The organism is Pseudoalteromonas sp. McH1-7, assembly GCF_013366255.1.
Taxonomy (GTDB): Bacteria; Pseudomonadota; Gammaproteobacteria; order Enterobacterales; family Alteromonadaceae; genus Pseudoalteromonas; species Pseudoalteromonas peptidolytica.
The window spans coordinates 30,360-45,084 of record NZ_JABWPQ010000019.1 but is presented as its reverse complement, the minus strand read 5'-3'; the positions used below and the strand labels follow the sequence as shown (position 1 = coordinate 45,084).

Annotated in this window: 8 protein-coding genes; all 8 read left to right on the top strand. The window is 44.9% G+C overall.

From position 1 onward, the window contains the following. Positions 1-7: 7 nt before the first annotated feature. The 8 genes from HUZ36_RS14080 (at position 8) to HUZ36_RS14045 (ending at position 14,680) form a co-directional block, all read left to right on the top strand. A complete protein-coding gene (locus tag HUZ36_RS14080; protein WP_125251897.1) occupies positions 8-1,267 on the top strand; it encodes a hypothetical protein in 1,260 nt (419 codons plus the stop codon). A gap of 248 nt (positions 1,268-1,515) precedes the next feature. Beyond that, positions 1,516-10,029, top strand: a complete 8,514-nt coding sequence (locus tag HUZ36_RS14075; protein ID WP_176033182.1) for a hypothetical protein — start codon at positions 1,516-1,518, stop codon at positions 10,027-10,029. Between the two features lie 82 nt (positions 10,030-10,111). Further along, on the top strand, positions 10,112-10,576 hold the full coding sequence (locus HUZ36_RS14070; RefSeq protein WP_147388872.1) for a hypothetical protein: 465 nt from the start codon (positions 10,112-10,114) through the stop codon (positions 10,574-10,576). A 53-nt stretch (positions 10,577-10,629) separates the two neighbouring features. After that, on the top strand, positions 10,630-11,100 hold the full coding sequence (locus HUZ36_RS14065) for a hypothetical protein (protein WP_128730744.1): 471 nt from the start codon (positions 10,630-10,632) through the stop codon (positions 11,098-11,100). Continuing rightward, a complete protein-coding gene (locus HUZ36_RS14060) occupies positions 11,093-11,779 on the top strand; it encodes a hypothetical protein (RefSeq protein ID WP_176033181.1) in 687 nt (228 codons plus the stop codon). Before HUZ36_RS14065 ends, HUZ36_RS14060 begins: the two co-directional genes overlap by 8 nt. Before the next feature lie 203 nt (positions 11,780-11,982). Beyond that, a complete protein-coding gene (locus HUZ36_RS14055; protein WP_125251892.1) occupies positions 11,983-12,168 on the top strand; it encodes a hypothetical protein in 186 nt (61 codons plus the stop codon). A 46-nt stretch (positions 12,169-12,214) separates the two neighbouring features. Then, entirely contained in the window at positions 12,215-14,089 is a 1,875-nt protein-coding gene (locus tag HUZ36_RS14050) for a phage tail sheath subtilisin-like domain-containing protein (protein ID WP_128730746.1), read from the top strand. 60 nt (positions 14,090-14,149) lie between these two features. Then, positions 14,150-14,680, top strand: coding sequence for a hypothetical protein (locus tag HUZ36_RS14045; protein ID WP_125251890.1), 531 nt, complete (start codon positions 14,150-14,152; stop codon positions 14,678-14,680). Positions 14,681-14,725: the final 45 nt, after the last annotated feature.

The window sequence follows — 14,725 nt, the reverse complement described above, 5'->3', positions numbered from 1 at the left end:
GACGAGGATGGCTTTAAATACCCTTGTACAAAGTAATGTTAAGTATGGTTACAGCGACCTGCGTTTCGTTTTGTTTGAAATCGCAGAGTGGCTCAATACCGTTGGTTGGGAAATTAAATATCAATTTCCAAACGCAAAAGAAAAGTTTGATGCGCAAGGTGGCTACAGTTTTGTTGCTGTTCCTCGCGGTGATTCACAAAACATGTTTGATAGTGAACTTATCGCACTAAAAATGGCTACAAAAACCGTCAGTGGCTCAGAGTTTTCTTATCAAACAATTGAGGCGCATGTCACACCGCAACTACAGTGTGATTTTTCAAATGGCCAAGTGATCCAAGACGCACGAGGTGTGACTTCAGGTAACCTAGGTCCAGACTATGACTATACCTATACAGAAGCAGGTGTTGAACACCGTGCTAACACTGGTGATGGTCTATTTTTCGACACTAAAGTCGTCAAAGGTCGTCTAAAAGCACATCCAGTTTCGTGGCGCGCATCATCTACCGAACATGGATTATTTTTAGCTATTTGGCTAGAGGGTGACGAGCACCGTGATCCGCCAACGCAAAGTTGGTTTGTGGTACAGCGCCCTGTAGACCAATCAGATGGTCAACCATTGAGAGAACCAGATGCGGATGGTAGCCGAAATCCAATTTTCTGTATGTATGGTATTTCTAACGAGAGTAATACTCGTTCAGCAGCCCACCAAGCTGCTTATGAGAAATATGCACAAGAAAATGGCATTCCATATACACAAACTTTGGGATCAACATCGTCTGGCCCGCAAAGCTCTATTACGCCCTCTCCAGATGCGACCAAGCAAGGTGCCATCGCACTAAAACGCTTTGTGGTGCGAGAAAAAGACGTTAATGCACCTGGTAAACAATACGATGCGTGGCGTAACGACCGTGATATGAACGCCATTATTAATCTACGTCAACAACAGGCGCGGATTGAAATGCGCGATATTGGCGTTGCAAGCATTGAAAAAGCAGGCTCTCGCTATGCAATCCTGTTCCCTTCAAAGCTGAACACGCCACGCTTTAGGTTTAAGCACGAGCTAGATATGGTTGCTTACACCTCAGCTGACGTCATTTCATCTGGGTTACCTGTAAATGTGCACGTGTATGGTGAAAAAGACCCTGAAACGCAAGAGAAGCTGTATCGAAGGTATATTGCTATTCAGCCAACAGGGCCATTTAATACCAACCTTATTATGCTCCACCTAATTAAGTCTGGTATTCCCGAGTCTGAAATTAAAAAATAATCGAGCACTTGTTTGAAGGGTGCAATGCCCTTCTTTTTGCTGTTTCTCGCAGAGTTTGCGTATATTTATATAATAACTTAGGTTTGGATCGCCTGAGAAACAGCCCTTCTTCCTTTTCAAACGGCTAACTCACCGTCCCCATTAATTTATTGTACAATATTTCAATCTCACTACTGCTTCATTTCAACAATCGCGGTACAATCCTTATATTAAGGCGATGCCAAATGAGACTAGTATGAGGGTGCCTCGTGAGTGTAATAAATACCATAAAAAATGCGAAATACCGTGCATTTATCAATGCGCTAGCGGACAAAAGAGAATGGTTCAGTGTTAAGTCGGAACAAAGAGTACCCAGCGTTATACCCGATAATAAAGGGTTATTGTATCTGGCAAACTTTAATGAGAATTACGTCGTTGCCGTCACGCCAATCAACCATGATATGGTGTATGTTGCCGAAGTAGCCTCACCAACTCGCGTGGTTAGCGGTGTTATCGCTGGGAGCGAGCGCGTATTAGTACTCAGTGCAGACGGCAAACTGCATATTTTCAGCCCGAACCTTATCCACCTGCAAACAGTAAACTTACACGACAATATAACCGACATCATTTGGGCAGATGGTCTTATTTGGCTAGTTGGTCCAGATATGTTCCATATAGAAATTCAACAGGTTTTATCGCGAGAAGAAGGGCTACTCGAGCTAGTTCCCTATCGCAGCGTACCCGGGTTACCCGGTATTCGCCATTTAGTGTGGTTACCTCAAGCACAGTCGGTCGCAGCGGTCAGTGCGACCACATTATACTTTGTTTCTTTCGAAGGACTGGAAGTACAAAATGTACCTTTGCCTACCAGCGTGCAGCATGTTGGTGGGCACACTTCCTTGCTGGTATTTACTGAAGTGCATTCTGGTGATGCCCTGGTATTGGATTTGATTGATGCTGACATTACACCTTTACCCGCCTATGGCTCAGTCAATATATGTACCGATCCAATCATCACTACCAAAACGGCTTGGCATCGACGTCACCACGGTGACTATATTGTTTCACTCCTTGATATTCAAGAGCCTGGTAATGAAGAAGTGACCTCAATTGTACAACATATTGAAAAGGAAGCCGGAGCACTACCCAACAATCAACCTGAGCTGCTCGTTAACTTGCAAGAGAAAGCTGACTATTTTAACTTAAGCGCTCAGCGACACTGCCAAGAGGATGAGTTTTATACCAGCGAATATTTTTCGTTACGTGGCGATGGCGACCCACTGCTTGTGCTCGCCGATGGCGGAGAACTTGTTATAGACGAAGCGGGGTCACGCAGGCTAACAAGCGCTGCATGGATCACCGATCAGCAACTGGCTATCAGCCACAAATTCAGCAAACACTCAGGGCTTCACCACCGTGTTAGCATCAAAGTATACGAGCCATTCGCTTCCTCTGAACGCTATGTTGATTTATCCCAAGGTGAGTTCACGGGAATGCAGTGGTTGCCAGCACGAGGGTTATTAACGCTTAAAAATCCAGTCTATACCGAAGGCTATTATGTTGGTAAGTATGTGTCAGAAATTTATCCTTTATCTGCACTAACCTTAGTCGAAGGCGCTGAGGTACTTCTAAGCGGTACAACTCCAAGCAACACATCAGTCACTTTTGAATTTCGAGTAAGCTACTCCAACGAAGAATACGCCCATATTCAGTACAGTGATTGGTCAGCAAATTTACCAACTACGCCCTCTGGTGCGCAACTCAAAGGCGTTCAATTTCGTGTTTTTGCTACTACAACCGATACCAATACAACACCACTCATACAAGGGTTTCAACTTAATAGTACCCAACACGCGCTACTTAGCGTTGGTTTTTGGGATCTACACAGAGCGAGATCTCAAAAATTTGTACCATCACTGCCATCAAGCCAAGACTCAATAGATTTAACATCAAACTCTCAATGTGTGAGTGCTCATACCTGCGCACACAAAACATATGCTAACGATGGCCAGAGTAGGAGTATGGGTACTTATACACACGCTTATACTTTGGCGGAACAACTAACGGTGCGATGGCAAAACGCACATTATATTTTACGGCGCACATCAGCGAACTCTCAGCACGGGTATGCGCGATATAAAATAAGCCCCACACAAAAGCAATGGGCAACAGCCAAGTTTCATTTACAAACTTGGCTCAGTCGCGTTAACGACGTTAACCGAGGTCGTCTCTACTCTACGAATGCCCACCATGGCCCTAAAATAGACATGATGAGTGAAGGGTCGAGGCAATTACACGAAAACGTTCTTAGTGCTTCTGGCTTTGTTAGTACCAACGCCACGTCACAGCAACGCGTATTTAGTCCTCATATGCGTTCTTCGTTTAACGTCAGTTCAACCTACACTAAAGATTGGCACTATCGACTGGCACTGGGCGGTATTCAGCGTTACTTAGGACTGCGACGATTTGCCTCTAAAAAAATTGGCAAGCGTTATACTTGGTCTGTATTTAGCAACCCTATTTCGTTGGCAAGTGATAAAACGCAAGGAGTGGGCTACCCTTCACAAGCGAGTGGCTCGCCACAAACAAGAGCGTTCTCATGGCATGAAGGGATCAGCCCAAGAGTCAGCAACGGCATGCAGCCTGTACGCGTAAAGTTACCGCTTTTTGGCACCCAAGAGGTTGACGGTATCAGTATGTACAACCACAGTGGCGTGCTAGGTTATGATAATGAGCTGTATCAAGCCAACACTAAGGTTAATGCCACCGTCGCCTATGACACACTAACTTCCCTCACATTGCAAAGTACCAAAGGAGTTGGGCAAACCGAGTCTCGGCGCGCAACATCACAAAGTGCACTCACAGTGGATGAGGTGCTCACCGGATCCACACGTCAACTTAAGCACTACCTAGTTGCTAGCCAAATTTATTCTTGGGCAGCGAAGTTACCTTTTAGACAACCTGCAGAGGCAAGGCGCTTTAGGCGAAGTATTTGGGCTATTCAGCATGCTGTTGATAGCTGGAAAGCCCAACCCGTAGAGGGGCAGCGAACATTAAGCGCGGACAATATCAATGCACTTGAGCTAAAGCAGTTAAGTGCATCCTTAGGTACAGATTTAACCGCACATAGAACAAAGCAACAAAGCCTGCGCTTGTGTGGCTCAGTAAAATTAAGATTGCTCTGTCAGAGCAATTTAGGCACTAATTTTATGACGAGCTATCCAATACAAAGCTATCATGCCTCAAAACCTGAGATGATGAATTTCAGTATTATTGGTGGATTAAAATCAGCCAGTAATGACCAATTAATCGCATTACTAAGCCAACCAAACCAACGCGTAAACGTTGCACAAACTCTCAGCTTTATCATGGAGTCGAGTACTCGCATCCAGCGTTTATATGAGGCAATTCAGTATGCAATTAGTTGGTTAGCACTGCACCCATCTGGCTATAAAATGGAGTACTCAGCGACCGGTGCACATTCTGGTCCACTTGCTGATGCTATGAATGCACACTTAGTGAGTATGTCTAAAAGTGAAGCGCCAGACGTGCCCTCCACAGCCGCACACACTAAACAGTTAGAAGCGGGAACTTCGCAAGCTAACACGGCACAACCCCAAACTTTAGTGGGTAATATTAACTACGATAAAGCGAATGGACAGGATACCTCAACACCCGCAATCATCAATTATCATTTGAGCGGTCAGCAGTATTTACTTGGTCGCGCAATTTACGATGTGTTGTCAAATTGGATAGGAAAAGAAAGTGGCAGTAGGATCCAATTTATCAAAGGTGTGCTGTCACCTTCTCACACCTCGGATACCCACGCTGTTGCGGATAAACTCAACAAGTTTGTCGCTCAACTGCTTAAACAAACAGCCTCGCAACAAAGTGCTCAAGTCGCCGATGTGATCAAATATTTTATTGCGTCATTCTTAAATGAAAATCAGCCGCAAAAAGCAGAGTTTGCCGTTGAACCACAATCATCATTAGCAACGCTCGCCAAAGCCATTTTTACTACCGGTGTCAGTAATGCCTACTCTGATGATATCGGCTCAGCGGTTTATAATACGCAACATGCCATTCAAACCATAGCGTTGCGTATTTTGCTCAAGCAAACGGCCGATTATCAAAAGTTGACCTTTACGCAGATGCAAGATCAGTTCAGACAATCTCTTGGCGCACCTGTTTATCAACTTTATCGCTACACCAGAATAAGTTCAGATAGACACAATATTGGCTACACGACGACCGTCGTCTCTAAAATTCAGGTCAATGCGCCGCGCTATTTAAAAAAGGCTACAACCGGTAAACCTATCAACGTAATTGCCAAGTCTATTGCTAGCGGCCCTTTGTGGACTAATAATATTACCATGTCGCCTGACAGTGCGTTTAGTGGTGGCGAAAATATCCTATCTGAAATACAGTATAACGTGGCTCAATACCGCACGACACTTCGTGCACTGCAAAGCTTGTCTAGTATAGCGAAGGGCTGGCAATCACGGGTGCATGAACAAGCATCGTATTGGATGGCAAAACAAATCAAACATATTCCCGTGTCCGTACTAACGGCTGAGTCACCTACCTATTCGCATGCCATAAGCGATATGATGAACTACCGCTTCTCCAAACTTGGTCTCACACTTGGAGAGCTCATTCAAAGTACACCGCAAAGAGAGCACAATATTACCCTGTTTTCGGTGAACTTTTTAAATAACCAACAGGGGCATGCCTATCAATCTAGCGGCTTCACAGGTAGATCTCAGCTACCTTGGCTGATCACAGGTAAAATATTGGGCGTACGCGCCGCTGACAATGCAAGGCCTCTAAACATTAGAAGCACAGCGAATGAGAGCATACGATTTTGGTGTTCACGCTTAGAGGCTGCTGACAATCAGCAACCAACCTTTGCTCAACAGCATATACCACTCGTAAAGAAAACGGGTATTTCCAGTATACAGACCAGCGCAAAAATAGTACGCGGGGTCTTTAAACAATGGATAGAACAGCAGTTCACTGCACGCATTATCTACCGTGACGTAGCAATTAACGACGGATACTATATTCAGTCACCGAGCTTTCAATTTAAGCTAAATAATCAAGTTAACGCGACGCCGTGGCAAAACTTATCCATAAATATGCTCAACGCGGCTCCGTCTCGCTGGTTAAGCGAAGTACACAGACTCAGTGATAAAATATACACAGCCATAGATAAAACCCTAGCTCAAGAGGTCAATGTGGCTTTTAAAAGTCTCAATAGTAATAATGCGCTTGAGCTGCTCATCGTCACAGTCACAACTTTAAATAAATTTGTACAAGGCCTAGGCCGGTATTCAAAATACGCGTCTTTGGAATCAGAAACACTTTCTGCCATACAATCTAAAATTAACAAAAATATGGCTGTTTTGTGTTCTGATGCGGTGAAGTATGAACGTTTATATCAAGCACAGCAATACCTAAGTGTCGTGTATAACAAAGCGCTCGCCGCGTTGTCACACACGGGCCAACAGACACAATTTTTACATCAATCTAGCGCCAAGCTCATTGTCAAGATGGTTGAAGCAAGCGTACTCAACTACGCCCATTACTTGATCCGTGCCAATGGCCAAACACACCGACCCACTCATTTGCTCAACGCAGTAGAAGTAATTAAGAACTGGCAGCAACAGCTTGCTGTTAAGCAAACCAACAGCATAGCATCGACGCAAGAAATTAAATTAGTCAATGCAATATATGAGGTTATTCAACCGCTGATCACTTTACCAAAAGCAGTTTTTTCTATCACCGCAGGGATGCAAGCAGATGCGCTCAAGCTGATCAATTTTTCTTTGCAAGAATCATTTAAAATACATCCGATAAAATCGATACTAGGCAAGCATTTACCAAACACTTTGCTGATACAAAATAAAGCCTTGTCGAAGCACGCGTCCGGCGCAATTGAAATGTCAGGCCGCATGTATGTTGATTCGTTGAATCAACATATGCAGCTGAAGTTTATACCAGGCACTTGGGTAAGAAATCATTATGTCTTCAAAAAAGCACACCTACTTAAACAAGCTGGAACCAAAGTGCACCTGCCGGCAACGATTAAATGGCAGGTGGAATCGGGTTATTGCCAACACAATCAACTAGAAGTTGCTGCTTATCTAGTATATCAGCCGTGGTCAAAACGCTTCAATATGCTTAATTTTAAGCCCCTAATTAATAAAACCACGCGCCTATTGCAACGCGTGGCTATTTATCGCGAAGCTGGCAAGCGTGTGCTACTTTCTCAAAAGCCTCAGTACTGGATGCCTAAACCGCGTTATATATTTCCTCATGGATTACCCGATTTCCTTCAAGATTTTGGGCCGTTTTCCCCTGGCCTGCACTTGTCACAACAACAGTATATTCAAGAACTGCCAAAACAAGATACCGCGGTGCTAAGCACTCAAAAAGATGCCGGATTATACGCCCTTGGATTAGAACACACGCAGCATGTCGTGCGAGACAAGCGAAGTGCTGGCAGTGTACGTCTCAATTATGAGCGTAATTACGCACCATTTTCTGCAGATCTGCAATTATTCGTGAATGATTTCAAGCAGCTATCGCAGGCGAAAAAAACAGTCAGCCGAACAATACGTCGCAGTGCAGAGCAATTCTCGTTCGGTTACAGCCGACTAAACATGCGTTATGTACAAAATCGATTAGGGCATGAACACACAGAACGCCTATTTAGCCAAGCGGTAACTAATACGAGACTGCTTATTGGTGCCCCAAGTTGGCTGCGCGCTAGCACTCATGCTCAAGCCTATAACAGCGATAACATTGCTTGGCGCCAAACTAGTCAGGGGATAGGTAAACTGACGGTAGATAAATGGATCAATACGCACTTATCTAATAGCACCACTCGCCTTCTCTACAAACTAGCCACGCCATTGAGCACGCACAGTTTCACCACGGCATATCGGGCTTCACGTTGTAGCGACATCATATTTGCTCACGATACAACGACACGTGCATGGCAAACAATCGGCACGGGAACAACGCGCTCTATCAAGCATAGTGGCGACCAACCGGCGGTTAAGCATGTCGTCATTAAAGAAACACTGACCAACCCGCTCACAAGGACAATACAATGGGAAAAGCTCGAGGCGCTAAAGACCTCAGCAAACATCCCCGCATTAGTGAATCTAAAAGTCACCACTTTGAGCTACAACGTTACGCGCTTGCTAACATTACGCGTCACCGACGTTCATACTACTAAGCAGTCTATTAGCTTGGCGAAAGCGCACAGCATGATGCGCTCAACCGAGCTCACTTATCAGCTCGTTACCCCAAGTGATGTGCCGTTAGGTAAGGTAGTACAATCACCTTATAAATTATTAAAGCAAAGCATGCCTGACAGCGTATTTGTAGCCATGCGTCATGCAAAGGGTTTTGACCTATACGGCACAGTTGATTTAGGTAAGCGTACGTTTTGCGCGCCAATACCAATCAAGATCCAGGAAATGGACAGGCTAAAAGCAAGTACCGTCAGCCATTATGCACTCAAAATTAATACCATATTACGGGACTCTCTATACGCGCATGCAGACAAGTTAGATTACACTCGATTGTCGCCAGATAGCTACATACAGAGCTTAATGCAGTACACGGCTGAACTCACAGCAGTTGCTATCGATCACTGGCAAATGAAACAAACAGCGCCCACAATCAGTACCAAGCTGCACAAAGAAATTATCGAGATCTTAGAAGGGAGCTGGCTCACAGATAAAAGTTTTAAGCAGTCACTTAAGACGCGAGGCCACTTGTTAAACCGCTTAGCTCAGGCCATGATGCTCCCACCTAGTGTGCGACAACATTATCGTCAAGACCTACTAAGTGAAAGTACCTTGTTAAATGCCTTGATCCAGGCTAATCACATTGACAACGTCGCACAACATGCACTTGCACAGGCAGGTCTTTCCGCTTCTACCATCCACACACTAATGGCGCAGTCACGTCAAGGATTAGCTGAGAGGTTAGCTCTACTTAGACAAAGCGAACTCAATGAAGTGGACGTTGAGCGCATATACGACCAACAAATGCTCGGTGCAGCTAAGCTGATGAACACCCTCACCCAGTTGGGTGTCAACACAGCGCAATTGGAGTCTGCCTATAACCAGTTACAGTCTCCGCTCGACGCTGCAAGCCCAATCATCGCACAATATGTGGAATACCCTAACCTCGTCATGGCTATAGGCGCTGCATTTGAACAATACCTTGCCTCTGATCCCCGTGCATATATGCACTATCGGATGAACAAAGGGCAGGTAGCCAACCACCAACGACAATATCGTTTCATGACTCAAAACTTGCCAGAGGTAATTGATTTTTATCATCAAACACACTCAACACAAAGGCAACTCGGTGCTAACTTCGCGGTGGATATGACATCTATACTCGATAGCATCGATCATTCTGCTTTACAGACAAAACCATTCCATGATCGAGTAGAGCTCAATTTACCACTGAATTACCGCAGTGATGATTACCGCCGTTACAAAGCTGGTATTGTCGCTATTGATCTGATGCAATGGTTACGGGATTTACGCACAGATTACCGAGAAGAGCTCATTGCAAAAGTGCAAGCCGGAACTGCGCAAGGTGCGTATTCTCCCCGTGCAGCAATGCTTGATGCTGTCAGGAACATGGTCGTAGAGCCTATCCTTTATCGCCACCCTAAAGACGGCTCTTGGATGTGGCGCGCCTATTCACCGTCGGATACACAATACAATTATATTGTATGGGGTAGCCTGTAACAGGCACACCCAACCAAGATCGGCGTATGGCTACTGTCACTGAGCACAGCCCATGCGCCAACATTACACAAAAGGGAAAAGTATGATCACAGCATATGCCAATGTAGAGCCCAATAAAAGACCGGCCTATGTGCGTTTACATGGCCCAAAACAAACACATATCGCAAGAAATCAAGAAACCTGGTTTAGTTTTTTTGACCACACCAAAGATCCCCGCTTTACCAGTAGCGATGTCTTACACCGCACCATCGATTATTGGAGCTATGACTATCAGCGTGAATATTATGATCTGCATTTTATTGACCAAAAAGAATTAGAGAAAGACTTTTCTCAAAGGTATCGTTGCAGTTTTGAAATACTGCGCTTTCCGGAATTTGGTGTCCTCGAAGTCGCACCTTGGTTTCCTATGTATGATAAACTTGTTTACCGACCTGGTCGTGGCTACGAGGGCAAGGACTCCTTTTCTGTTCGCCCGATAGTACCAAATAGAGGTTACACTGGGCACGGTTACACATTTCATCTATATGTTGGTAATCCATTCACCTAAAATAACAGTTATTGTACAATAATATGGTTTGATAACTGCAAAGAGACTTGTAAATGCTATATCCTAATATTGAATCTGCCATCAGTCGGTGGAGTGCCTCCATGTTCCCCACCTTGATCAATATGTTTGGTGTGGAGGTCAAGGTATCTCGCCAAGTATCAGTTGCGTCATCGCAACCTCAGACGCTTAACCCCCAGTCTGCCATCGCCAGTGTTTATGGTGGCCATACAGGGCCCATGTCAACAAGACCCAATTCGCCCTTTGAAATTAAGGAATTTCGCGCAAAAATAATTCCTCCCTCTCGAGGCTGGGTACTTGAGGGCACACATGCTTTAGGTAGCGCGAAAAAAGTCGAGGTGTACGCGCAAGCAGATATCAAACCAGGAGACAAGCTCACTTTTGAGCGTAGTGATGGGAAAATATTTTCCTACAAAGTCAAACAATCCCTCACACTGGGAGTGACACAATGCTTGATGAACAAGCTCGCGTTATTGCCTATTGAGGCGGAGGAACTTCATGACTGATCCGCAAACACGTGTCGTCGCAACCCCTTCGTTGGTAACCTATTATCTACTCAAAGAAATAGGTAACTACCTTCCTAATGTCAACGCGATATTCACGCCATCACTTGACTATCAAGATGGTTTGCGCGCCTTTCGCACAGCGAATCAAAAAAAACAAGTGATAGACCCAACCGCGCTGCCATTGCTGCTATTTAACCGCTCCACCATCAGCAATAATGACATATATGCTGGGCGAAGTGGTCACACATTACTGGCAAAAAAATATCGCTCTGAAAATCCACTCAATCCGCATCAGTGCCAAACCGCTGTGGACAAATACCCCGTGCTATTCGGTGACATGACTTTTAAGTTTATGTATATCACCTCTTCCATGGAAGAATTAGAACGCTTTGAAATGCTCTACAGCGTGGCAGGGGGCTTGCGTGAAATCAGTGCAGTTAGTGTTGATATTCCCGATATCGGACAAATTGAATACAAACTTACTTGGAAAGCCCTACAAGACTTTACTGTCGACGTTGGTGACAGTGCAACCAAATCCATTGGTGCAGAAGTTATAGTGAGGGGGCCGTTCATTGTATCAAAGAATGAAACTTTGGCGTTAATCACCAATATTTTCGCTTCTGAGGGGGTAAACCTCCATCTTCTTTGCGAGTCTAAAGCACAGCCTGCAAACGATTAAATTAGCGAATTATTTTAATCCAGTGATGACGAACCTTCCATCACTGTTGTACAATAAAGTCGTAACTTCCTCGTTATCCTGAAGTTACACCCTATGAGACGATGAGCTGTGAGATGAGCGCCTGTTATTCAGGCATTGAGACACCTAAACCAAGATTACACCGGTAACTTGGGACTAATTTTAATGTCACATTAGGAGCAAACATGGCTTCACGTAAATCTAAAACCGACAGTGCAGCAACGGAGCTTGCAACGTTAGTTTCGACGCTAAACCACCCTGTCGTTATTTCATACGACGGTGATGCAACGACACTACCACCACGCGGACGTATCAATAACATCAACCCTAAAGCTTTAGGCGCATTGCCAAAAGGCGTTCGAGTAAGCTAAGCGTTTGAATACGCAAGCTTCATTGAATTAGTAAAGGAGACGCATAATGTCATCTGCACAAGTCATTCTTAAAGAATTAAATTTATCTCAGCGTGTAGGTTCAGAAGCCGGCATGTACGCCGCAATCTTATTACCACAAGCTGAAAGAGGTTCTCTAGAACCGCAACTATGTACCAGTGAAAACACTTTTTTAAACCGTTACACGGTTGATGGTAAGGTTAAAATTGGTGCTGACAACGCACACTACTCTGCACTGACTTATCTTGGCGGCGCAGACAAATTGTACATTCGTCGTGTACTTGGTGATGGTGCAAAGTTCGCAGCAACCGCGATTGGCGAAATGGGTTCTGAAACAGAGTCTAAGCCAATTGCAGATGGCTTCGAAGATTTCTTAGATATCAAAGCTGCTTCACCACAAGCATTCATCCTGACAGCAGCAGATCAAGGCACATGGGGTAACCGCCTGTCAGTAAAAGTACACAACTATCGTACAGCAGAAAAAGTTGCGTTTAATACAGTTACTGATGAAGCTGATGCTGAAGTACTTGATAGCAGCCTAGCAGTTACGCAGGCTTGGTCTACGGGCTCAGTGGTGCGTTTAGCCGTGATAAAGCAAGCGGAAGATGACAGACTACCAACCGGCATCTCTGGCGATCGCGGTTACTATGTCAAAAGTGAAGAGAGCGGCAAGATCCGATTGGCAACCTCTGCACAAGCATTAGCTGACGAAGAGTACGTAACGTTTACCGATGCTGGTCAAGGTGACATTGTGATGTCATTATTCTCACCAGTGGCCACCACGCCAAATACATTCGTACTAGAAGTCTATCTAGATGATAGCGCCAACCCAGTTGAATCATTTACCTGTGCGTTACGTGAAGATGCGGTAGATGGATTCAACAAGAATATCTTTTTGGATAACGTACTTGAGCAATCTAACTACATTCGTGGTTTCGCAAACCCAAGTTATGTAGGAGAGCCGGCTGATCACGTGCTTAACGCGATTGGTTTTGCAGGTGGTGATTTAGGTGGCGCAGTCATGGCGGGCCACATGATGCAAGCGCTAAAAGAGTTTGAAAACTCTGATACTTACCCAATCAAGCTGTTTATGGACGGCGGCTATGCGGTACCAAGTTATCAAAAAGCATTACTTGCATTATGTGAAAAACGTATGGACTGTTTCGCTTTTCTGTCAACGCCTTACAGCGCTGAAGCAAGCAGCAACTACCTGAATGAAGTGGTTGATTATCGTAACCTTGTATTAAATGCAAACAGCTCATTTGGCGCAATTTACAGCTCACACGTTAAGATATTCGACAAGTTCAACAATCGTGCTGTCTTTGTTTCACCTGAAGCTTATGCGGCACTTGCGGTATCACGCACTGCAATGAACCAAGAAGCTTGGTACCCAGCAGCTGGCCTTAACCGTGGTGTGATCAAAGTACTCGATGTACGCCGTCGCTACGATAAAGGCGAAATGGATCGCCTATACGCCGCTGGTATTAATCCGCTGCGCTTTGCAGCAGGTAAAGGCATCTTGATCTGGGGTCAAAAAACCCTGAGCTCAATGCCAAGTGCACTCGATAGAATCAACGTTCGTATGATGTTAATCACCATAGAACCGGCCGTACGCGATGCACTAGAAAACTTCTTGTTTGAATTAAACGACGAGTCATCACGTGCTATCGCAAGTGCCATGGTTACGTCATACATGAATGGCATCAAGGCACGTCGAGGCGTATATGACTTTAAAGTCGTTTGTGACGACTCAAACAACACACCAGAAGACATTGATGCTGGCCGCATGAACTTATGGCTATTTGTTAAACCGACCCGCAGTATTGAATATATTCCATTCACCACAGCAGTACTACCAACCGGTTTAGATTTTAGCCTAGCAGAACAGTTACTGGCTGCATAAGCGCCAGTTCATTTGATACTTTTGTAGGGTACATACCCTGCACCAATAAAGGAGGCCAATATGGCTGGTTTACAAATTGAACAGATCCGTAACTTAGACGACTTTGCTGTTCTGTATAAGTGGGATGTTTGGTTCACGCCCCCTCCGGCAGTTGCATTCGACCGTAACGACTTAAACGTACGATGTTTATCAAGCTCACTGCCAACAAGCGCCGTGCAGAGCATTGATATTCAAATCCGAGGTCACCATATCAAGCAAGCAGGTATTGTGGATGATGATCACACAATCAATCTCACGTTTGCTGAAACTGTCGATAACACTATCCACAATATGCTTCACAACTGGCGTGAAGCGCTGTGGGAAACAGGCATAGGTAAACAAAAGAAACGTGCGGAATATCAATGTGATATGCTGCTAACTCGTCTAAATAATCAGGACGAGCCAATCTGGACCTACAAGCTATTTGGTTGTTATTTAGAAAGCGTGGACTGGGGCGGTGAACTAGGTGGTGATACGTCAGATATCATGCGCCCGAGCCTAACTTTATCATACGACTACTTCAAAATGGGCGCTGGTGCTTCTGTACAGTAAGCAACCATAAAGTAATATTCGTGTGGCAACAAAAAGGGTGGCGAG

Excerpts from the sequence above, each read along its gene's own strand:
- HUZ36_RS14080 (WP_125251897.1), top strand. The coding sequence starts at position 8 with ATGGCTTTAAATACCCTTGTACAAAGTAATGTTAAGTATGGTTACAGC.
- HUZ36_RS14070 (WP_147388872.1), top strand. The coding sequence starts at position 10,112 with ATGATCACAGCATATGCCAATGTAGAGCCCAATAAAAGACCGGCCTAT.
- HUZ36_RS14065 (WP_128730744.1), top strand. The coding sequence starts at position 10,630 with ATGCTATATCCTAATATTGAATCTGCCATCAGTCGGTGGAGTGCCTCC.
- HUZ36_RS14060 (WP_176033181.1), top strand. The coding sequence starts at position 11,093 with ATGACTGATCCGCAAACACGTGTCGTCGCAACCCCTTCGTTGGTAACC.
- HUZ36_RS14055 (WP_125251892.1), top strand. The coding sequence starts at position 11,983 with ATGGCTTCACGTAAATCTAAAACCGACAGTGCAGCAACGGAGCTTGCA.
- HUZ36_RS14050 (WP_128730746.1), top strand. The coding sequence starts at position 12,215 with ATGTCATCTGCACAAGTCATTCTTAAAGAATTAAATTTATCTCAGCGT.
- HUZ36_RS14045 (WP_125251890.1), top strand. The coding sequence starts at position 14,150 with ATGGCTGGTTTACAAATTGAACAGATCCGTAACTTAGACGACTTTGCT.